We start from the raw sequence: 20518 nt of genomic DNA, 5'->3' as shown, positions 1-20518 counted from the left end.
CCCTACTGTTGAACCTGAACCGAACGAAACCGTTTACGTAAACCGTTTTCCGAAACCGATTACGTAGCGCACCTAGCAGCCGAAAACAGACACCCCGGAGGAGGAACAGTGGTCACCATTCGCGATGTCGCCAAGCACGCCGGCGTCTCCCCGGCCACGGTCTCCCGGGTTGTCAACGGGCTGGTGGGCTACTCGGACGAGACCCGCGAACGCGTCGAAACTGCGGTCAAGAGCCTCAGCTACGAAACGGACTACCTTGCCCGGGGCCTCAAGACTCGGCAGACGTCTGTGATCGGGCTGCTCGCACCCATGGTGTCCGACGCCTTGGCCTCCCAGGTCATGCAGGGCGTGGAGGAGGAAGCCCAGGAACGCGGCTACGCGGTAATGCTCGGCCGCACCGGTGCCAAATCGGCCTACATCGCCGGCTACCTGCGGACGCTGCGCACCTACCGGGCCGCCGGCGTCATCCTTATCTCCGCGGTGATCACGCCGGAGACGAGGCAACTGCTGGGGCCCAACGTCCCGATCATTTCCGTCGCCATCAGTGACAAGTCCGGCTCGCCCAGCGTGGCCATCGACGACGAGCAAGCAGCCTATGACGCGACCCGTCATCTGCTGCGGCTCGGCCACCGGCGCATCGGCCTCCTCACCGGAGACCCGGCGTCGATCTATGTTGCCCAGCCCCGGGAACGAGGCTACCTCCGTGCCATGGCCGAAGCCGGCTGCACCCCCGTGACCGCCACCGGCAGCTTCTTCTACGAAAGCGGCGCCGCCGGCACGGACGAACTGCTGCAGCAGGAACCCGGGCTCACCGCGATCTTCGCGATGAGCGACGAGATGGGTGCCGCCGCCGTCAATGAACTGCAGCGCCGCGGGCTCCGGGTGCCGGAAGACGTCTCCGTCCTCGGCTTCGACAACACTTCCACCTCCTTGCACGTAAACCCGCCACTGAGCACGATGGCCCAGCCGCTCGAGGACATGGGACGGATGGCCGTGAAGAAGCTGCTCCGCTCCCGCGACCTGGGGCCGAAGATCATGCCGCACCGGCTGATCGAGCGCGGCTCCACCGCACCCCCGGGTTCCGTGCCGCCCAGTCCAACACCGGTAACCCCGGCCCCGCCCGGCGAATAAGCCGGCGACCAAGTCCTGGTCAGCTAGCCAACACCCCAAACACCACCACCCACGGCGACCGCCGGCACTCCCCCGTGCCATCAGGCGACTCGCCGCGATTCCGCATGCACCAAACGACCCGCACCACCCACTTCGCACAAACCCAAGAAACAAGGAGCAACACATGAGGCAGCGCCGCCGCACCTGGCAGACTCTTCTCGCCACCACCGCATCCCTGGCCGTCGCCGCCGTCGCCCTCACCGGCTGCGGCGGGACCGCCACGGATGCGAAGAGCGCCCCGAAGGCCGCCGCCGCGTCCTTCGAGGGCAAGGGCCCCATCAACTATGTCTCCAACCGCGATGCCTCCGGCGCCGCGAACAAGAGCATCGAGGAATGGAACGCCGCCCACCCGGAGGAGAAGGTCACGTTCATCGAACTGCCGGACTCCGCGGACCAGCAGCGCCAGCAGCTCATCCAGAACGCCCAGATCAAGTCGGACACCTTCAGCGTGCTGAACCTGGACGTCGTCTGGACCTCCGAGTTCGCCGCCAACAAGTGGATTCTGCCGCTGCCCGCGGACGCGATCCCCACGGACAAGATGATCCCCGCCACCGTCAACGCCGCGACGTACCGGGACACCCTGGTGGGCGCCCCGTATTACACCGACGGCGCGCTGTTCTACTTCCGCTCGGACCTGCTCAAGGCCGCCGGCATCGCCGCCCCGCCCAAGACCTGGGACGAAATGAAGACCGCCTGCAAGGCCATCCTGGCCCTCCCGGAAGCCGCCGGCATGTCATGCTACGCCGGCCAGTTCGACAAGAACGAGGCCCTCACGGTCAACTTCTCCGAGGCCGTGGCCTCCGCCGGCGGCACCGTGGTGGACGCCGAGGGCAAACCCACCGTCAACACCCCCGAAGCCAAGGCTGGCCTAAACCTGCTGGTGGACGGCTTCAAGGACGGGCTCTTCCCCTCCGATGCCATCACCTACCTCGAAGAGCAGGGCCGCCGCGCGTTCCAGGACGGCAAGCTGGTCTTCATGCGCAACTGGCCCTTCCTGCACGCCTCCCTGAGCGCCACGGACGGCTCCAGCAAGGTGGCCGGAAAGTTCGGCATCACCTCCATCCCGGGCACCGACGGCCCCGGCGTCTCCACCCTCGGCGGCCGCAGCCTCGCCATCTCGCCGTTCACCGCGAACAAGGCCACAGCCTTGGAGTTCGTCAAGTTCTTCACCAGCGAGGAGCAGGCGCAGAAGCGCCTGGCCTTGTCCTCCCGCGCCCCGGTGTACGCGTCCCTGTTCGCGGATCCCGCCGTCGTGGCCAAGCGCCCGTTCTTCCCCACCCTGCTGACCTCGCTGAACAACGCCCAGCCCCGGCCCAAGGTGGTCCAGTACGGCGCCACCACCAAGGCGATCCAGGAAGAGGCGTACGCGGCCATCACCGGCAAGAAGGACACGGACACGGCCCTGAACGACATGCAGGCCAAGCTCACCGAGCTCTCCGCCAAGTAATTCCGGACTATTCGAGCACCAGCCGGGCCGGCCGGTTCACCCCGGCCGGCCCGGCAGCTGCAACCCCAGTGAGGTTCCCAGAATGACGACGACGACGACCGCCCCGCCCGCCGGCGCGCAGCCCGGCACGCCGCAAACAGCCAGCCCAGCCAGCCCGCGCAAACGCGGCCACCGCGGCAACCGCACTCCCGGCGAAGGCCGCATGGCCGCGCTGCTGCTCTCCCCCACCCTCCTGGTGCTGGCCCTGGTGATCGTGTACCCGCTGCTCGCCGCAGTGCACCAGTCCCTCTACCGCGCCGAATCCGGACTGGACGCGGACGGCTTCGTGGCCGACGTCGAATCCTTCGTGGGCCTGGCCAACTACGCCGACCTCTTCGTGGGCGAAACCGGTCGGCGCTTCCTCAACGCCCTCGGCAACACCACCTTCTTCACCCTCACCACCGTGTTCCTCGAGACCGTGCTGGGCCTCTGCCTGGCCCTCGCCATGAACCGCGCCTTCCGCGGCCGGTCCTTCCTGCGCGCCAGCATCCTGGTCCCCTGGGCTGTGCCCACCGCCGTGTCCGGCCTGCTGTGGCGCTGGATCTTCCAGTCCGACGGCATCGCCAACACCCTGCTGGGCAGCGAAATCCTCTGGACCGCCGAGGGCAACGCCTCCCGCGCGGCCATCATCATCGCCGAAGTCTGGAAGACCGCCCCGTTCATAGGCCTCCTGGTCCTCGCCGGCATGCAGGTCATCCCCGGCGAAGTCTATGAGGCGGCCAAGATCGACGGCGCCGGCTGGTGGCGCCAGCTCGGCTCCATCACGCTTCCCCTGGTCAAGCCCACCTTGCTGGTAGCCGTGCTGTTCCGCATGCTCGACGCGCTGCGCATGTTCGACCTCCCCTTCGTGCTGATCGGCCCCGGCAAGGAATCCGTGGAAACCCTCTCCATGTTGGCGTGGGATGAATCCAACCAGCTCCGCTACGGCTCCGCCTCCGCGTTCGCGATCATGCTCTTCTTGTACGTCGCCGTCGTCGCGATCGTGTTCGTCAAGGTGCTCGGCGCCGACGTCACCGGTGCCAAGGAACTGAAGCTGATCTCGAAGAAGTCCCGCACTAAGGCAACCCGCACCCAGAAGGCCGAGGCCACCCGATGACCATCTCCGACCTCCGCAACGCCGCCAAAGACTCCGGCGCCTCAGGCGCATCCGGTGCCGGCACGCCCGGCGCGAGCGCCGCCGTCGGCCGCTCCGGCAAACCGAAAACAGGCAAACCGAAAAAGCAGCGCACGTGGCGCTCCTACTCGGTGTACGTGGGCCTGGCGCTGATCTTCGCCTACTGTCTGGCCCCGTTCTACTGGATGCTGGTCTCTAGCCTCCGCCGCACCGCCGACATTTTCGACAACACCCTGCTGCCGGCCCCGTTCTCGCTGGAGAACTACGCCAAGGTGTTCGACGGCTCCACCATGTTCGGCCAGGCCCTGCTGAACTCCCTGATCGTGGCCGGCACCACCACGGTGTTCGCCCTGCTGCTCGGGGTCTTCGCGGCCTACGCGATCTCGCGGCTGAACTTCCGCTTCAAGTCGGTGATCCTGGGAGTTATCATCGCGACCTCGATGTTCCCCGGCATCGCCGTGGTGGTGCCGCTGCTGCGCCTCTTCACGGACCTCGGCTGGATCAACACCTACCAGGCGATGATCGTCCCCAGCCTGTCCTTCGCGATCCCGCTGGCCGTCTGGAACCTCACCACCTTCATGAAGGCCCTGCCGTTCGACCTCGAGGAAGCCGCCATGATCGACGGCTGCACCAAGTGGCAGGCGTTCCGCCGGGTCCTGCTGCCGCTCGCCGCGCCGGGCGTCTTCACCACCGCGATCCTGACCTTCATCCACAGCTGGAACGAGTTCATCATCGCGCTGTCCATGATCAACGACCCCCGGATCCAGACCGCCACGGTCGCGATCTCCAAGTTCACCGGTGCCACCGAATTCCAGGCGCCCTTCGGCGAACAGATGGCCGCCGGCGTGATCGTCACCGTACCGTTGGTGATTATGGTGCTGATCTTCCAGCGGCGGATCGTCGAAGGCCTCACCGCGGGCGCGAGCAAATGAGCGCTCCTCTTGTTGAGGGGACCGCCCTCGCGCCCGCCACCGACTGGTGGCAGTCGGCCGTCATCTACGAGGTCTACCCGCGCTCCTTCGCCGACGGCGACGGCGACGGCGTGGGCGACCTCGCCGGCCTCATCGCCCGGCTCCCGTACATCGCCGCGCTCGGCGTCGACGGCATCTGGATGACCCCGTTCCAGCCCTCCCCGCAGGTGGACCAGGGCTACGACGTCGCCGACTACTGCGGCGTGGACCCCCTGTTCGGCACCATGGAGCAGTTCGACTCGCTCCTGGAGCAGGCCCACGCGCTGGGACTGCGGATCCTGCTAGACGTCGTCCCCAACCACTGCTCCTCCGAGCACCCGCTGTTCCAGGCGGCCCTCGCGGCCGGCCCGGGCTCGCAGGAGCGGGACATGTTTCACTTTGTGCCGGGTCCCATGGGCATGTCCGACGACGGCGGCGCCGGCTCTGCGTCGGACGCCGCCTTGGGCGGGTCAGCCGCCGGCGCTTCAAACAGCGATGTGCCGCCGAACAACTGGCAGAGCGTGTTCGGCGGCCGGGCCTGGAGCCGCGCCAACCCGGGCTCCGACACGGACACGGACTGGTACCTGCACCTGTTCTCGGCCGGGCAGCCGGACTGGAACTGGCGCAATCCCGCAGTCGGCGACTACTTTGACGGCGTGCTGCGGTTCTGGTTCGACAAGGGCGTGGACGGGCTGCGCATCGACGTCGCGCATGCGCTGTTCAAGGCCGACGGCCTGCCGGACTCGCCCTCCACGGGCGGGGTCGTGGACGGGCTGCGGTCCAACCCGCAGGTCTCGGACCAGGAGGACGTCCACGAGGTCTACCGGCGCTGGCGCACCCTGGCCGAGAAGTATGAGCCGCACCGCCTGCTGGTGGGCGAGGTCAACCTGGAACCGGCCCGCGCCGCGCGCTACACCCGGGCCGACGAGATGCAGCAGGCCTTCGCGTTCGCGTTCGTGAAACTCGGCTGGGACGCTGAGGCGTGGGCCGCCGTCGGGAACGAACTCGAAGCCGCCCGGCAGCTCCACGGAGCCGCCCCCACGTGGGCGCTGGAAAACCACGATATCGTGCGCTCCGTCACCCGGTTCGGCGGCGGCGACCTCGGCGCCGTCCGGGCCCGGGCCGCACTCGTGGCTTTGCTCGGACTGCCCGGCGCCGCGTACCTCTACCAGGGCCAGGAGCTCGGCCTGCCCGAGGTCGACGTCCCGGCTGAAGCCCGGGTGGATCCGATGTGGGCCCGCGGCGGAGTCTGCCGCGACGGCGCCCGCGTCCCGCTGCCGTGGACAGGCGATGCTGCACTGAACCACGGCTTCTCGCTGGTTGAACCGGCTGCGGACCCGTGGCTGCCGGTCCCCTCAGGCTGGGGCGCAGTTGCCGTCGAGCGGCAGCAGCAGGACCCGGAATCCGCCCTGAACTTGACCAAGGCAGCGCTGGAGCTGCGCCGGCAGCTGTGGAACAACGAGGTGTTCACCGCGGACGACGGCGGCAGCTGGCGGGTCGAGGCCGGAAACCTCCTCATCTGCGAACGCAACGAGCACTTCCTCGTCGCCGTCGCGATGGGCACCGAGCCCGTGCAACTCCCGGCAGGATCGGTCCTGCTTAGCGCCGCGCCGCTGGCGGAGGACGGCTGGCTGCAGCCGAACAACGCGGCGTGGGTGCTGAAGGGCTAAAGGTCCGGCGGCCCGAATCTTGGTTAGTGTGGCCAGGTTCTGAGGAAGTCGATCAGGGCGCACTGTGTCACTGAAGTAGTGGGCAATTCGTATTCTCAGGGACGTAAGAGGCGCTGGGAACGTGAAAGCATAAGCCGGTGCACACGAACCAGTACGGACCAGAGAGCGCGCCTCCTGTCTTGCTCCTGCACGGTGGTGGCGCCGCCGGTTGGATGTGGCAATCCCTGCGTCGTAGCCTGGAATCCCGGCACCGTGTGATCGTCCCCGACCTCCCGGGGCACGGAGAGAGCTCCAGCGAGGAGTACATCTCGCATTCCGCGACCGTAAATGCCCTGGCCGAGCTGGTGTTGCAGCGGGTGGGTTCGCCAGTAGCAGTGATCGGCTTCTCGCTCGGGGCCCAGCTATCCATCGGTCTGGCGACTCAACATGCGCCCCTGGTGAGCCGAGTTATGGTCGTCAGTGCCCAAGCGAAGCCGATGGCGTACGGTGGCCTCACCCTTGGCATTCTCGGTTTGAGCGCGCCACTTGCACGGAGGAGATGGTTTGCCCGGCTGCAGGCCCGGCAGCTGTTCATACCCCCGGAGCTGATGGAGCAGTACATCGACACCAGTGCAGGCATAACGAAGGCGACATTGACGGCCGCCGTCGGGGAGAACCTGCGCTTCGCATTGCCTGAGAATTGGTCCCGCTTCCCCGGGGAAGCCCTCGTGATGGTGGGTCAGCGTGAACGGAGGCTGATGCGTGACTCTGCCGCTGCGATCCATGCCGCCTTACCTGGAAGCGACTTGGAGGTTGTGGATGGGTGTGGCCACGGAATCCCCCTTCAACGCCCGGACTGGTTCAACGCCACGGTCTCGGCTTGGCTCTCTCAGGAGTAATGAGGTGGACCGACCGGGCCGTCAGCAGCTGCGCGGAAGTTTGAAGAAGCCTGCAACGTCGGCGGCGCCCAGGAGATCGTGACGGAAGGCGATGGCGTCCACGGGCCGTGTGTCGACGAACAGGACCGCCACCGTCCGGGAGTGGACCACGGCGTACCGGGTCGGTCCGTCCAGCCAGGAGTGTGGGTCGTCCGCGTTCCAGACACACCCTCGTTGCGCTATCACCTATAGCTGTTCTCAGCGCTCAGAACGCCCACAAGTGCTAGCGCAACGGGACCACGTTCCGCAGTTGACTAACCTCCGGAGTTACTTCTAGACCATCGCCTCGCTGCCGGTCTCAGACCCCTCCGTCTGTTCGCCGCGCTTTTTCCGCTTGAACAGCCCTGCGACGCTTCCACCGACAGAGCCCGCAGTACCCGCGATGGCGCCGCCGACGCCCTTGACTGCACTGAGGGCCTGGGGCTCATCCGGGATCCCATCCCCGTCGATATCCACGCTCCGGAACGCGCGCGTTACCGTGTCGGCTGCGGTTGCCATCCCGGAGCCCACTGCCACAGCGCCCGTTGCAATGCCGCCCCCGACTGTGCTGGCAGTGCCGGCAATCCAGTTGCCCGTCACTTTTGCGGCATCTTCCATGGCTGCGAGAGCCCGGTTCTGTTCGAAGTCTCGGTCTTCGGCGCCAGCATCTACAGGAACGGCCAGATGTTCGGGGAACGTGTCTGGGGCCTCGGCGAATGCTGCCCGGGCTGCGACGATCACGTCGCGACCGAACACGAAGCGCGTGACGCCGCCTGCCAAGGCTCCAACTCCGTATTCAATCGTCGCCTGCTGCTTTCCACTCAAGTTTTCGCGCACGGCGTCCAGCTGCCCCGTCTCCATGGTCCGAACCAGACTCTGCGCGGCGCCTCCAGGGAGGGTGTCCGCGAGCGTGTTCGCCCAGTGCGACCAGTCCGTGCGGCCAGCAGCGATCTTATTGCCGACGCCGACGACGCCTTCAGACGACGCGCTCGATAGGTCTGTCGCCATCGTGGCGATTTGCTTCTGGCTCACACGTTCGTTCGAGAGTCCGTAGACAAGGGCGAGGGCCTGGTCTTTGTCGAGGTCCATTCCGTGAATATCGGCAATAGCGAGCGCGAAAACCGCGGTGATCTCGAACTGCAACTGCTCATCGCCGGCGGGAAGTAGAGCAGCGGCTCGCGTTGCACCGTTCTTCGCTGTACCAAGCGCCATGTTCTTTGCGGCCTGTTTCGCAGCGCTCTTTGCGGCAATTTTGACGGCTTCCTTGCCAGTCTTCTTGGCGGCCTGTTGTCCCGCACTCTTCATGCCGGCTGCTGCCGCCCCGACTCCGGGAATCATCGCGATACCAATATCAGCCGCGATCACGCCGGCGCTAATGAGGGCACCAGCGGTGGTGATCGAGGTTCCGTAGTGACGCTCTAGCATCTGGATCACCTCAGCGGGCGTTGCGTCCGGATGCCGCCGGCGGAGCCGCATGACGTACTTGCGAGCGATCGAGTGACGGGCGCTGACCGCCTTCGCAATGTCACGCGTGGCGTCCTCGCCGACGAGCTCCGCCTCCAGCGTGATGCTCTCGATATTGGTCATCGCATACTCCTCTGTGGTTGCACCTCTCCGGGAGGTGGGGACGCGGCTGATAGGTGAGAACCCGCCGGTGCCGCCTGGATCTCTGGTGATTGTATTCGTGGATCCTGGCTTGGCAGGTCGCGGCGCGTTCAAACTCCTCGACCAAGTGGCGCCCACCTGCTAAAACGAAGACCGGCCCTGAACCTACCGAAGTAAGCGGAGCCGGTCATGTTGCGATTGGATTACCTCACCATTCGGTGGCCGACGAGTTTCACCTAGAGTGCCCGTTAGACGGGGTGCCATCCTCATTTGGGACAGTCCTTAGGGAAATCTCCGCCTAACTTCCGAGCCCTCTGGTGTGCCGGAGGGATGGGATGGGGCCCCCACTACAGCCCACTCTGCGCAGTCGCGCAAAGGGCGCGCCCGGCCAAAGCCGGACCCGCCCTTCGTGTGTCCAAAACTAGTGAATCGGTACACACCACCTGATTCAGTCGATGAGCACCGGCTGCTTGGCACCATCCGAAAACTCGACAACCGGCGAAACCTTCCCCGACCGGTGGTGCATCCAGTTAGCCACCGCCAGAAGCGCTACGAGTCCGAAAGTGCTCAGGAGCTGGGGACGGGAATCCTCGCCGATGAAGCCCACCGTGAAGATCGCCGCGAGGATGAGCAGGCCAAAGCCCGTCAGCCACGGGAAGCCGGGCATCCGCAGGGGAAGCTCCGTCCCCTCGCGGTCGGCGCGGAGGCGCAACGCGAGCTGGGCGAGGAGCGCGGACGTCCACACCAGCAGGCACGTCGAACCCACAATGTTCAGAAGGACGGGAAGGACCTTCTCGGGGAAGGCCAGCTCCAGCACAACCGTGACAACGCCGAAAGCGACGCTGGCCAGGACTGCGACAACCGGAACCCGGGCCTTGGACACCGAGGCAAGCAGACGTGGTGCCTCACCCCGCTCCGCGAGGGAGTACGCCATCCGCGATGCACCGTAGAGGTTGGCGTTGAGGGCGGAGAGCAGTGCTGCCACGGCTACCAGGGTGATGGCGGTGGCCGCGCCGGGCATGCCGGCGGCGTCCAGCACAGCGGCGAACGGGCTCTTCAGCCCCGCCGAACCGACGGGAACCACGGCTGCGATGACGAAGATGGCGCCGATGTAGAAGACCAGGATGCGCCACAGCACCGTGCGGACCGCTTTCTTCACGCTGCGGGCAGGCTCGGCGGTCTCAGCTGCCGCCACGGACACGATCTCGGTGCCGCCGAATGCGAACGCCACCACGAAGAGTGCCGTGGCAATCCCGGCGAAACCGCTGGGAGCGAATCCGGCTCCGGTGAAGTGGGACAGGCCTGGCGACGGGACGCCCGGCAGCCAGCCGAAGAGCAGGGCAACGCCCACCAGCAGGAACCCGACGATTGCTGCCACCTTGAGCAGGGCGAACCAGAACTCGAATTCGCCGAAGTTCTTCACACTGGTGAGGTTCACGGCGGTGAGCACCACGATGAACACGAAGGCCATCAGCCACACCGGCAGGACGGGGAAGATGGTGGCCAGCAGGCCTGCCGCACCCAGCGCTTCGGCCGCGATGACCACCACGAGCTGCAGCCACCACAGCCAACCCACCGTGGCACCGGCCACCGGACCATAGGCCTTGGCGGTATAGACGGAGAAGGCACCGCTGTCCGGATTGGCGGCGGCCATCTCGCCGAGGGCCCACATCACCAGGATGATGAGGGTGCCGGCCACGAGGTAGGAGATCAGCACGGCCGGGCCCGCGGCCTGGATGCCGGCGCCGGAGCCGATAAAGAGGCCCGCGCCGATGGCGCTACCGAGCCCCATCATGGTGAGCTGGCGGGGTTTGAGTGCGGCGCCCAGTGGGCGGCCAGACGTCATTGTCTGTTGTTCCATGAGGAGTCCTCTGGTTTGTTGGTGGAACGGATGGGGTTTCAGGTCAGTCGGTTTCTCAGGCTGCGTGGGCTGCCAGGAGCCCGAGCACGCGGTCGTTGGAGGCGGGATCGGCAACGGTGATCCGCACGCCGTCGCCCTGGTACGCCCGGACCATGATGCCGGCGGCGTCAAACGCGTCCACCAGCCTCGCCCGGAGGCGTTCGTCCGCGCGGATCCACAGGAAATTGCCCTGGCTCGGCTGCAGCTTCCAGCCCTGGGCTTCCAGCTGCGCGGCCATCCGGGCGCGCTCCTGCCTGACCCCGGCGACCCTCGCTTCCATCTCCTCCCCGGCGTCCAGCGACGCGATGGCCGCCTTCTGGGCCAGCGCGCTCACCGAGAAGGGAAGGGCGGTCCGGCGCAGTCCCTCGGCGATGTCCGGCGCCGCCACGGCGTATCCAACGCGCAGGCCCGCGAGTCCGTAGGCCTTCGAGAAGGTGCGCAGGATGCAGACGTTCGGGTACTGGCGGTAGAGCGCCAGGGAATCGGGGCCGCTGCCCGCTTCGGCGTATTCCACATAGGCCTCGTCGATCACCACGAGGACGTCCGAGCGGACGGACCGCAGGAAGGCCTCGATGCGGTCGTGGCTGATCGGCACGCCGGTGGGATTGTTGGGGGTGCAGAGCAGGATGACCTTCGTGCGGGCAGTGACAGCCGCGGCCATGGCGTCAAGGTCGTGCCCCTCAGCGCCGTCCAGCGGGATGCGGACAGGCTGGGCGCCTGCCAGCTCCACCAGGATGGGGTACGCCTCGAAGGAACGCCACGCGAAGATCACTTCATCCCCGGCGTCGCACAGGCCGGTGATGATCTGCTGGAGGACGCCGACGCTGCCGGGTCCCACCGCCACCTCTCCGGCCGTTACGCCGAGGTGGCGGGCAATCCGTTCGCGGAGTTCGACGGCGGCACTGTCAGGGTATCGGTTCATCGTACCGGCCGCTGCGGCCACCGCAGCGGCGGCAGCGGGCAGTGGCTCGTAGTGGCTTTCGTTGCTGGCGAGGGCGGCGATGTCTGTGCCGGCGCTGCGCCGGCCCGGGACGTAGGGCGGAAGTCCGGCCACCGCGCCACGAAGGGTGGGAAGCGCGGTGTCCGGTGCGGTCAGGAGCTGATCACGGGTCATGAGGATCGATCATGATTGTGACCCCTCCCACATTGCAAGATACCCTCAAACCATTGGGACTTCTGCTCAAGATCTACTGTCTGTGGTGAAAATATGACCATCCCGAACTCTCGCACCGTGGATTCTCTCGACGGCAGGATCATCCTGGCCCTCGACAAGGATCCCGAAGCAAGCGCCCTGGCACTCTCGCGGACGCTCGGCGTCGCACGGAACACGGTCCACGCCCGGCTGGCACGGCTCGAGCGCAGCGGCGCCCTCCGCTCCTTCAGCCGGAGGCTGGACCCCGCCGCGCTTGGCTATGACCTGATGGCCTTCCTCTCGCTGTCCATCAGCCAGACGCGGACAGGTGCGGTCGAAGACGGGCTCGCCGCCATTCCCGAGGTCATCGAGGTGCACGCCACCACCGGCGACGCGGACCTCATGGCCAAGGTGGTGGCACGCAGTACGGCCGATCTCTACCGCATCACCAACCAGATCCTGGAAATCGAGGGGATCCAGCGGACCAGCACGGCCATTTCCGTTCTAGAACTCATGCCGCCCCGCTACGACGGCCTCCTAAGCCGGCTCTCGGAGCAGGAGTCCCACCCCTCCGATTAAGAGCGGGTGATGCACGCCACAAGTGGGCATATTTTCACTTCTAGCTCCAGCGCCTGCCAAATATCCCACCGCAATACGCGTCTCTTGCCTATCTGTGGGTCAGCACACAAGATTTCTGCATGACTTCACTTACCGTCTCCGGCCGCGTGACGCAGGTTCTCAGCAGCTACCTCAGCGATGTCTTCGGCGTCATGGGCAACGGAAACGTCTACTTCCTGGACGCCGCGGAAAAGCTGGGCCTCCGCTTCTCCCCCGTCCGCCATGAAGGCGCCGCCGTCGCCGCGGCCGACGCCTACTACCGGACGTCGGGACGTCTCGCAGCGGGCACCACCACCTACGGCCCCGGCTACACCAACGCACTCACCGCACTCGCAGAGGCGGTCCAGGCACAAATCCCGGTCGTGCTGGTCACCGGGGACGCGCCGAGCAGCGGCGCCCGGCCCTGGGACGTGGACCAGACGGCCATCGCGGCAGGCCTCGGTGCGGCGACCTTCACGGTCACGCGCGACGCCGCGGGCTCCATCACGCAGCAGGCGGTGGAGTACGCGCTCACTAAGCGGACCGCCGTCGTCATTGCCATTCCCTACGACCTCGCGGCCCTCGAGGCTGCGGACGAGGAACTTCCGGCGCCGCTGGCACCGGCGGTGAGTGACGACGTCGACGGCGGCCTCGGGCAGGTAGCCCGGCTGCTCGCCGGGGCGAAGCGGCCGCTGATCCTCGCCGGCCGCGGTGCGCATCTCGCCGGCGCCGGCCCGGAGCTCCGGGAACTCGCCGACCGTCTGGGCGCCCTGACCGCCGGAACCGCCCTGGCGCTCAACCTGCTCCAGGGTGAGGGATACCTCGGCGTCGCGGGCGGGTTCGGGACGGACACCGCGGCCGGGCTCATGGGTGAGGCTGATGTGGTCCTCGTGGCCGGGGCAAGCCTGAGCCCCTTCACCATGCGGTTCGGGCACCTGCTCGGCCCGGACAGCACCGTCATCCAGATCGACACCGCACTGCAGCCGACGCACCCCCGGGTGGACACGTTCGTCAGCGCGGACGTGAAATCTGCTGCGGGACGCATCCTGGGGATGCTGGATGGCACGGCCTCGCCGGACGCCCGCCGCGCAGAAGCCTGGCGCGCGGAAGCCCGCAGGCGCCTGGCCGAGGGACCGGGCCACCAGGCAGGCTCATCGGAGACGCCGGACGGCCGGCTGGACCCGCGCGCCCTTGCCACAGCATTGGATGCCGTGCTGCCGGAGCGCCGCACGGTGGTCCAGGACGGCGGGCACTTCCTCGGTTGGGCCCCCATGTACTGGAACATTCCGCGGCCGCAGGACCTGGTCATGGTGGGCACGGCCTTCCAGACCATCGGGCTGGGCCTTGCCAGCGCCGTCGGGGCAGCCCGCGCAGTGGAGGACGGCCGCACCCTGGTGCTGGCCTCCGGCGACGGCGGTTTCCTGATGGGCCTGTCCGACCTCGAATCGCTGATTGGGGCGGCCAGCAGCGCCGTCGTCGTGATCTACAACGATGCCGCCTACGGAGCCGAAATCCACCAGTACGGCTCCCGGGGCCTGACCGAAAAGCCCATGCTGATCCCCGAGGTGGACTTCAGCGGCATCGCCCGGGCGCTCGGTGCCAAGTCGGCGATCATCCGCTCACTGGCAGACCTTTCCGCGCTCCAGGACTGGATCGACGCCGGTGCCAGGGGAACCTTCGTGGCCGACTGCCGGATCACGTCGAGCGTCCGGGCACCGTGGATGAGCGAATGGATGGAGGCCTCGCAGGCAGCGAAGGCGGTGGTGGTGGTGGCGGGCTAGCGGAGAACAAGCCGCCACAGCGACGTGACCTCCGCGGCGCGCGCCTCGAACAGAGGATCGTCGCGGTCCGACGCCTTCGGATGCGTTGGCTTGGTGTCCAGCCGTTCCACCACCTTCAGCCCGGCCGCCGTAATGGCGGTCAGCAGATCCTGACGTGTCCGCAGGCCAAGGTGCTCGGCCAGGTCGGAGAGGACAAGCCAGGCCTCACCGCCCGGCTCCAGATGGTCGGAGAGTCCGTTCAGGAAGCGGAAGAGCATCCTGCTCCCGGGGTCGTAGACGGCGTTATCCAGGGTGGAGTGCGGCGTTGCCGGAATCCAGGGCGGGTTGCACACGATGAGGGGTGCCCGCCCGGGCGGGAACATGTCGGTCAGGACGGCCTCAGCACGGTCCTGGACACCGAGGTTCCGGAAATTCTCAGCGGCGCAGGCGATGGCACGCGGTTCATTGTCCGTCGCCACCACGCGGTGGACGCCACGGCGCGCGAGGACGGCAGCGAGCACACCCGTGCCGGTTCCGACGTCGAACGCCAGTGTGTCAGAGGGCAGCGCAGCGGCGGCCATGAGATCCACATACTCACTGCGGGTGGGGAAGAACGTGCCGTAGTGCGGGTGGATGCGGCCCTGCAGGGCATCGACGTAGACGCCATTACGCCGCCACTCGTGGGCGCCAATGGCGCCGACAAGCTCATGCAGGGACACGATGGAAGATTCACCGATCTCACCGTACGCTTCAGCGGCGGCCTGCCGGATGTCCGGTGCGCGCCGGAGCGGCACCACCGGGCCCGGATCAAGAGGAATCAGCAGCAGGCCGAGAACCCGTGCACGGTGCGACCGGGACTGGCGGTGCCGATAGAACTTATCGACCGGAGTTGCTGCGATCTCTTTCTTTCCGACGCCTATCCGCCGGTCCAAGGCGTTGAGGATCTGCCGTGCGTTGTGGAAGTCACCGTGCCAGAGCATCGCGATCCCCTGTGACGCCATCCGGTTCGCATCATCGGCCGTGAGGGAGTCGGACACCACTTCGACGCGCGTCGGCGCCGGTCTGCCGTTCGCCGACCGCCATCGCGCGGTCATGCTGATCCCGGCCTCGGCCCAGGTCACAATGGCCGGCTCATCCCCCGCAACTGCGCGCACCGGATTGGGGACGGGCGTCGGGATTCCCACGGGGGCTGGTGTGTCAATGCTGATAGAGGATCCATTCCGAGCATTCGGGAGCCGATCGCAGACTGACGATTGCGGTGGCGATTCGACGACGTCCAAGGCTGCGGCCCAGCTTCCAGACCCCTCATCCGGCTGCGCACCAGGCTTGGTCGATGGCCGCTGGGGCCCTTGAACTACATTCTCAGGATACAGGGGTGCCGCAGCCGCGCTGCGGGACCACACGCTTTAGGTCGTCAACCGTTCAGTTGCGTGCTCAGGGGCATTCCGTGCAGGGATTTCCGTGTCGACGGAATGCCCTGCAGAGATCTGCCGCTTAACCTGCGCAAGCTCGTCTTGGAGCAGGTCAACGGTGGCACGGTATTTCTCGAAGTCCGCCGAGCGGCGCCTCGCCATGGCAAAACTGATGACTGCGGGGCCCATCCGGCCCGTATTTCAGGTCCCTTGACGTCGTTGCGGCCCACCAGGCGCGAGGGACCCATACTGCCGGCGCACCAACGGGCTACTGGCACTTTGATGGTCGCACCCCGGCTGCGCCCGGGGTGCCGCCTCTAAGATGAGGCATGGACTTCGAGGACACGCTCTGGACGGTTTTGGGGACCGGGCTGGTTCTGCTGATGCTCGTTGACGTCTTCCGTACACTCCTTTATCCGCACGGTTCCGGTCCTCTGGGCCGGGCGATCATGCGCGGATTCTGGCTTGTATCGAGAAAACTGCGGGGCCGGGGCTCCTTCATCGCAGCACCCTTGGCGATGGCCGCTGTCATTGGAGCCTGGGCAGGCTTGGCGGCGATCGGCTGGGCTCTGCTATACCTGCCCCATCTGACGGACGGTTTTGTTTACGGAGCCGGGGTTCCACTGCGGGCCGACTTTGCCGAAGCCCTCTACATCTCCATGGTCACTCTTTCCACCGTGGGGTTTGGCGATATCGTGGCAACGGATCCGGTGCTCAGGCTGGTTGTCGCCCTCCAGGCCGTCACCGGTTTCGGCTTGCTGACAGCAACGGTCACTTGGATCCTGCAGACGTTCCCGGCCCTGAACCGCCGCCGGGCCCTTGCCCACCAGCTGACTCTTTTCAGGGAGGCTGCCGGTCCGGCCGGTGTATTGGACATGGAGCCCAGTCACGCTACCGGATTGCTGGAGGCAATTGCCGGAAACGTGGCCACGGTGACCATAGACCTGCTTGCCTTCCATGAAACGTACTACTTCCGTGAAATTGAGCAGCGCGGCTCCTTGCCCGCCACGGTGGCCTACGCCCACGAACTGGCATCCCAGGCCCAGCGCAGCGAGAGCTCTGAACTGCAGTTCGCTGGACGGATGCTCCACGCGGCGCTCGACGGACTCGCGGAGGTCCTTCGCGGCAAATTCGGCCATTCCGGAGCCACATCTTCCGATGTGTTCGACAGCTACGAACTCCACCACCGGCACCTCCGGGGTGGGAAACCCGACACGAACTAGGGTGCGGGTAGCCGCTGCTGCGAACGCTGCTGTTCTGAACGCGCTCGATGCCCTGTCCAGCGGCGACGTCATCCCCGAAACCGCCTCCCGCTTTGAAGGCGCGGTCCGGTTCCCTCCGGCTCCGTTGCCGGCGGTAGCGATGGTATGAGTCGCTGATCGGTGTCAGACTCCGGCCTACGAGCGCTGGGCGATGTTGATGATGTTCCCCTCGCTGTCCAGGAACCAGGCCGCCTTCCCCCAGCTAGCGGTGGCAATACCGTTCTCCGTCTTCAGGCCGGGAAAATCGTAATCTTCAAAGACGACGCCGCGGCCTCGCAGTTCCTCCATCTCGCGTTCGAGATTGTCCGTTTCCCAGCCCAACTGGGTGTTCTTGGCGGTCCCGGCATTCTCTGTCTGGTAAACGAGGAAGCGGGTTCCTTGGCCGCAGTTGTACATCACACTGCCCTCCTCCATGGATTCGGAGGGTTCGATTCCCAGCTTCTCCCGGTAAAACTCCTTCGCCCTGTTGATGTCCTTCGCGGGGAGGACAGCCATGATGTTTGAATCCTTGAGCATGATGATTCCCTTCAGTGCGTTAATGATCGCAGCAACGGCGTTGCTCCCCCCGGTTTCGGTCCCCGGAATCCTTGTCCGGAGCCCGTGACCGTCCCTTGTGCAAAGCCGGGGCAGCCACCTGGGACTCTTCAACGCCGCACCACCCATCGTCAGCGTGAGGGATCCCCGAAGTTATGTGGCCATTATGGACCGATTTGGGTCTGCGGAAATAGGGCCGCCTGGTATCCGGCTGACGTCTTGCGCGCAGCGCCGCCCGACGGCGAGCCCTTCCATTTCGCGTTGTCACGGACGCCCACGCTTAGAAAAGTACGGCCAGCAGGGCCCATGGCGCTCTCCGCCATCTGGACCGCTGTGCGACGATGTCGGAATGGAACAGACCACGGAAGTCCTGCGCTATGCCGCCTTCACCACCACCCCCGACGGCGGAAATCCGGCGGGAGTAGTCCTGGACGCAACCCGGCTCGATGAAGGCCGGATGCAGGCCATCGCAGCGGACGTCGGATATGCAGAAACGGTCTTTGTCACCGAGCCAGCGGTTGACGGAGACCCCCGACGAAACCGGGTGCAGTACTTCTCCCCGATCGCCGAGGTGCCGTTCTGCGGCCATGCCACGATTGCTTTGGCGGTCGCGCTGTCACGACGTGACGGTGCGGGGACCTTTATCTTCGACACGCCGGTTGGGCCCGTCGCGATCGAGACTGCAGGCCAGAGCTCAGCGGTGACGGCATCCTTCACGAGCGTAGAGCCGCGAGTGGCCGAGTTCCCCGACGGTGTCCTGACCACCCTGCTCGGGTTGCTCGGCGTGGACCGGGACGATCTGAACCCCACCTACCCTCCGATGATCGCTTTTGCCGGGAACTGGCACCCCATTCTCGTCTTCGCAGAACGAAAGACTTTTGACTCGTTCGTTTTCGAGCCGAATCCTATGCGCACGCTGATGGATGCCCAGAACTGGGCCGGCACCGTCACGACCCTCTACGAGATGGGGCCGGGCGAGTTCGACTCGCGCAACCTCTTCCCGGTGGGCACCATCACCGAAGATCCGGCGACCGGTTCGGCTGCCGCTTCTTTCGGCGGATACCTCCGCCTGCTATCACTTGTGGAGCCGCCAAGCCGCGTGGTGGTACACCAAGGCAGCCATGTCGGACGTCCGAGCGTCCTCACCGTCGACATTCCCCCGACCGGCGGGATTATCGTGAGCGGTGAAGCCGTCGAGATCAGTTGAATCGTGCGAGCCGGTCGTGGGGTCGAGCTCCTCAGGACTCGGCCGGCCGACGACTGGCTTCCCTCAGAGCCGGACCAGCTGGCCCTGGCAGCGGAGGGCGTGACGTCCGTCCTGTGGGCTACAGGCTAACGGCGCCGCCGTCGAGCAGCGCCGACGTCAAAAGGCTCCGACGTCGAAAGGCTGTCCGCGTTTCCCTGTAGGGAACGTGGACAGCCACTTTTTCTTTGCGGGGCGTCGGCCCCCTGTTGTTCGTCGCCTAGCTCAGCCAACGGCCACGGCGCCAATCTGCTGCATGAGGCTCAGGTTGTCCGTGGTGCCCCAATGCTCGGCCACCTTGCCTCCCTCGACACGGATGATGTCAGTGCAGTCGAACTCGACACTCTTTCCCGTTGCGGGGAAGCCGGCCAAGTCCCCACGATGCGTTCCCGCGAGAACCACGTGGCACGCCTCCATGTTTCCGGCCGTCACCGAGGGCTGGATCTCCTTGACCTTGATATCCGGGAAAGCCGACCGCATCGTGTTCACAAAGAATTTGACGCCATCTTTTCCGGACGGCTGCCCGGGGAGGGCCATTTCGTGATCCACGTAGCTATCCGCGGCCAGCTCATCAATGAGGGCGAGGTTACCGCTCTCTATGACGTCCTTGTAAAACCGCTCAATCAATCCAACACCTTCAGACATTTCCGACTCCTTGTTGCGAGAGACCGAAATTGGATCCCCCCGGCGTCATGCCTCGCCGCACGCGCAGACCCACCCGCCGTCGGGTCGCCCGGTCAGGCCGTCGTTCCCGGCCGCGCCCGGGGCGCTGCCGGGTGCCACAGTTTGCTGTGGTCCCCAACTATCCGGAGCCGGCACAGGAGGATCTCTCCTTTCCTGGCTTCGCGGCCAGGCGTCAGCGGCCCGCGTAGAGCGCCGAGTAATACTGTGAAAAAACCAGTGAGAAACGGGCGAAGTGCCTCGTTAAGGCCGAAGGTATTCCGGGATCTTAGGCATGTCAAGATGCCGCGATGTCTCCCTGATGGGTGGTCGCCGTCGTTCCTGGCCAGGCTCGATCCCCGCCGTCGTGCTTGAGTGCGAAGAAGCCGAACGGCTCGCTGTCACCTACGCACATGCCCGGAAAATACTCGAAGACGGCACGTGTCCCGACCCGCTGCCGCCGGCTTCGTGACACCACGGTTTGCCGGGCCAATCCGCTGTCAGGGCAGAATGGACGCATGACCCTCACGACTTTTGCGCTCATCCGTCATGGCCAGACCGACTGGAATGCGCAGCGCCGGCTGCAGGGATCCACTGACATTCCGCTGAACGACGTCGGCCGCGGCCAGGCGCGGGATGCCGTCGCCACGCTGTCCGGCTACGAGTGGGACGCGGTCGTGTCCTCGCCGCTGAGTCGTGCCGCGGAAACGGCTGACCTGATCGCCGCCGGGCTCGGTCTCAGCGTGACACGCCGCGTCCCGGAGCTTACCGAGCGCAGCTTCGGGCCCGCCGAGGGTCTGCAGGCCGGCCCCGAACTGGAGGCCTTGCGCACCCCCGACGGTTTCCGCGGCGCCGAAAGCGACGACGACGCGGCCAACCGCGGGTTGGCCGCGCTGGAAGCCCTAGCCGAGGAGTTCCGCGGGCGCCGCGTCCTGGTGATCGCCCACGGCACGCTCATCCGGTTGAGCCTGGGCCGCGCGGTCGGCCGCACGCTGCAGAGCATCGACAACGCCGCGCTGAACCTGGTCCACCACCACCACGCCGTCGATGGCTGGCAGCTCGAATACCTCAACGGCGAGCGGCTGACCGCGGCCGCCATCGGCTGACCACGGTCCGAAAAGAGTGAA

Annotated in this window: 18 protein-coding genes; 11 read left to right on the top strand and 7 right to left on the bottom strand. The window is 66.3% G+C overall.

The genetic code is table 11. From position 1 onward, the window contains the following. Positions 1-108 precede the first annotated feature (108 nt). From C9424_RS17350 to C9424_RS17325, 6 genes are all read left to right on the top strand, one after another. Positions 109-1131, top strand: a complete 1023-nt coding sequence (locus C9424_RS17350; protein WP_116768130.1) for a LacI family DNA-binding transcriptional regulator — start codon at positions 109-111, stop codon at positions 1129-1131. A gap of 163 nt (positions 1132-1294) precedes the next feature. Further along, positions 1295-2617 carry an ABC transporter substrate-binding protein gene (locus C9424_RS17345; RefSeq protein WP_116768129.1) on the top strand — a complete coding sequence of 441 codons (1323 nt, stop codon included), beginning with the start codon at positions 1295-1297 and terminating at the stop codon, positions 2615-2617. 82 nt (positions 2618-2699) lie between these two features. Continuing rightward, positions 2700-3752: a carbohydrate ABC transporter permease gene (locus tag C9424_RS17340; protein WP_237563534.1), complete on the top strand. Its 1053-nt coding sequence runs from the start codon at positions 2700-2702 to the stop codon at positions 3750-3752. Beyond that, on the top strand, positions 3749-4702 hold the full coding sequence (locus tag C9424_RS17335) for a carbohydrate ABC transporter permease (RefSeq protein ID WP_116768128.1): 954 nt from the start codon (positions 3749-3751) through the stop codon (positions 4700-4702). Before C9424_RS17340 ends, C9424_RS17335 begins: the two co-directional genes overlap by 4 nt. Continuing rightward, positions 4699-6390 (top strand): alpha-amylase family glycosyl hydrolase, encoded by a 1692-nt coding sequence (locus C9424_RS17330; RefSeq protein WP_116768127.1) that lies wholly within the window; start codon positions 4699-4701, stop codon positions 6388-6390. The genes C9424_RS17335 and C9424_RS17330 overlap by 4 nt, the downstream gene beginning before the upstream one ends. Before the next feature lie 137 nt (positions 6391-6527). Continuing rightward, positions 6528-7268 carry an alpha/beta fold hydrolase gene (locus tag C9424_RS17325; RefSeq protein ID WP_237563533.1) on the top strand — a complete coding sequence of 247 codons (741 nt, stop codon included), beginning with the start codon at positions 6528-6530 and terminating at the stop codon, positions 7266-7268. Between the two features lie 21 nt (positions 7269-7289). On the opposite strand, the gene C9424_RS21730 is transcribed toward C9424_RS17325, so the two are convergent. From C9424_RS21730 to hisC, 4 genes are all read right to left on the bottom strand, one after another. Continuing rightward, on the bottom strand, positions 7290-7493 hold the full coding sequence (locus C9424_RS21730; protein WP_116768126.1) for a hypothetical protein: 204 nt from the start codon (positions 7491-7493) through the stop codon (positions 7290-7292). A gap of 87 nt (positions 7494-7580) precedes the next feature. Next, positions 7581-8873: a hypothetical protein gene (locus tag C9424_RS17315; RefSeq protein ID WP_116768125.1), complete on the bottom strand. Its 1293-nt coding sequence runs from the start codon at positions 8871-8873 to the stop codon at positions 7581-7583. 466 nt (positions 8874-9339) lie between these two features. Next, complete coding sequence (locus C9424_RS17310; protein ID WP_116768124.1) at positions 9340-10752, bottom strand: amino acid permease; 1413 nt, start codon at positions 10750-10752, stop codon at positions 9340-9342. A 55-nt stretch (positions 10753-10807) separates the two neighbouring features. Then, positions 10808-11905: a histidinol-phosphate transaminase gene (gene hisC / locus C9424_RS17305; protein WP_116768123.1), complete on the bottom strand. Its 1098-nt coding sequence runs from the start codon at positions 11903-11905 to the stop codon at positions 10808-10810. Positions 11906-11998: 93 nt separating this feature from the next. Between hisC and C9424_RS17300 the strand changes: the two genes are divergently transcribed. Both C9424_RS17300 and C9424_RS17295 read left to right on the top strand, forming a co-directional pair. Beyond that, a complete protein-coding gene (locus tag C9424_RS17300; protein WP_116768122.1) occupies positions 11999-12502 on the top strand; it encodes an Lrp/AsnC family transcriptional regulator in 504 nt (167 codons plus the stop codon). A gap of 119 nt (positions 12503-12621) precedes the next feature. After that, positions 12622-14301 (top strand): thiamine pyrophosphate-binding protein, encoded by a 1680-nt coding sequence (locus C9424_RS17295; protein WP_116768121.1) that lies wholly within the window; start codon positions 12622-12624, stop codon positions 14299-14301. Here C9424_RS17295 and C9424_RS17290 read toward each other — a convergent pair. Continuing rightward, the gene (locus C9424_RS17290; RefSeq protein ID WP_116768156.1) at positions 14298-15374 is read right to left on the bottom strand and encodes a N5-glutamine methyltransferase family protein; all 1077 of its coding nucleotides are present in this window, start codon (positions 15372-15374) and stop codon (positions 14298-14300) included. The two genes, C9424_RS17295 and C9424_RS17290, sit on opposite strands and share 4 nt — an antisense overlap. 647 nt (positions 15375-16021) lie before the next feature. Here C9424_RS17290 and C9424_RS17280 point away from each other — a divergent pair. Continuing rightward, a complete protein-coding gene (locus C9424_RS17280; RefSeq protein WP_116768119.1) occupies positions 16022-16915 on the top strand; it encodes a potassium channel family protein in 894 nt (297 codons plus the stop codon). Between the two features lie 174 nt (positions 16916-17089). On the opposite strand, the gene C9424_RS17275 is transcribed toward C9424_RS17280, so the two are convergent. Further along, positions 17090-17470, bottom strand: coding sequence for a VOC family protein (locus C9424_RS17275; RefSeq protein WP_116768118.1), 381 nt, complete (start codon positions 17468-17470; stop codon positions 17090-17092). 367 nt (positions 17471-17837) lie between these two features. Here C9424_RS17275 and C9424_RS17270 point away from each other — a divergent pair, with 367 nt between their 5' ends. Beyond that, on the top strand, positions 17838-18695 hold the full coding sequence (locus tag C9424_RS17270; RefSeq protein WP_116768117.1) for a PhzF family phenazine biosynthesis protein: 858 nt from the start codon (positions 17838-17840) through the stop codon (positions 18693-18695). Between the two features lie 261 nt (positions 18696-18956). Here the strand turns inward: C9424_RS17270 and C9424_RS17265 are convergent, their stop codons facing one another. After that, positions 18957-19376 (bottom strand): ester cyclase, encoded by a 420-nt coding sequence (locus tag C9424_RS17265; protein WP_116768116.1) that lies wholly within the window; start codon positions 19374-19376, stop codon positions 18957-18959. A gap of 533 nt (positions 19377-19909) precedes the next feature. On the opposite strand from C9424_RS17265, the gene C9424_RS17260 reads away from it, so the two are divergent. Further along, positions 19910-20497, top strand: a complete 588-nt coding sequence (locus C9424_RS17260) for a histidine phosphatase family protein (RefSeq protein ID WP_116768115.1) — start codon at positions 19910-19912, stop codon at positions 20495-20497. The last annotated feature ends 21 nt before the right edge of the window (positions 20498-20518 follow it).

Source organism: Arthrobacter sp. H-02-3 (genome assembly GCF_003097355.1).
Lineage (GTDB): Bacteria > Actinomycetota > Actinomycetes > Actinomycetales > Micrococcaceae > Arthrobacter > Arthrobacter humicola.
Note: the sequence above shows the minus strand (reverse complement) of the source record. Positions and strands in the feature narration are given on the sequence as shown.

Excerpts from the sequence above, each read along its gene's own strand:
- C9424_RS17345 (WP_116768129.1), top strand. The coding sequence starts at position 1,295 with ATGAGGCAGCGCCGCCGCACCTGGCAGACTCTTCTCGCCACCACCGCA.
- C9424_RS17340 (WP_237563534.1), top strand. The coding sequence starts at position 2,700 with ATGACGACGACGACGACCGCCCCGCCCGCCGGCGCGCAGCCCGGCACG.
- C9424_RS17335 (WP_116768128.1), top strand. The coding sequence starts at position 3,749 with ATGACCATCTCCGACCTCCGCAACGCCGCCAAAGACTCCGGCGCCTCA.
- C9424_RS17330 (WP_116768127.1), top strand. The coding sequence starts at position 4,699 with ATGAGCGCTCCTCTTGTTGAGGGGACCGCCCTCGCGCCCGCCACCGAC.
- C9424_RS17315 (WP_116768125.1), bottom strand. The coding sequence starts at position 8,873 with ATGACCAATATCGAGAGCATCACGCTGGAGGCGGAGCTCGTCGGCGAG.
- C9424_RS17310 (WP_116768124.1), bottom strand. The coding sequence starts at position 10,752 with ATGGAACAACAGACAATGACGTCTGGCCGCCCACTGGGCGCCGCACTC.
- hisC (WP_116768123.1), bottom strand. The coding sequence starts at position 11,905 with ATGACCCGTGATCAGCTCCTGACCGCACCGGACACCGCGCTTCCCACC.
- C9424_RS17300 (WP_116768122.1), top strand. The coding sequence starts at position 11,999 with ATGACCATCCCGAACTCTCGCACCGTGGATTCTCTCGACGGCAGGATC.
- C9424_RS17295 (WP_116768121.1), top strand. The coding sequence starts at position 12,622 with ATGACTTCACTTACCGTCTCCGGCCGCGTGACGCAGGTTCTCAGCAGC.
- C9424_RS17290 (WP_116768156.1), bottom strand. The coding sequence starts at position 15,374 with ATGACCGCGCGATGGCGGTCGGCGAACGGCAGACCGGCGCCGACGCGC.
- C9424_RS17280 (WP_116768119.1), top strand. The coding sequence starts at position 16,022 with ATGGACTTCGAGGACACGCTCTGGACGGTTTTGGGGACCGGGCTGGTT.
- C9424_RS17275 (WP_116768118.1), bottom strand. The coding sequence starts at position 17,470 with ATGCTCAAGGATTCAAACATCATGGCTGTCCTCCCCGCGAAGGACATC.
- C9424_RS17270 (WP_116768117.1), top strand. The coding sequence starts at position 17,838 with ATGGAACAGACCACGGAAGTCCTGCGCTATGCCGCCTTCACCACCACC.
- C9424_RS17265 (WP_116768116.1), bottom strand. The coding sequence starts at position 19,376 with ATGTCTGAAGGTGTTGGATTGATTGAGCGGTTTTACAAGGACGTCATA.
- C9424_RS17260 (WP_116768115.1), top strand. The coding sequence starts at position 19,910 with ATGACCCTCACGACTTTTGCGCTCATCCGTCATGGCCAGACCGACTGG.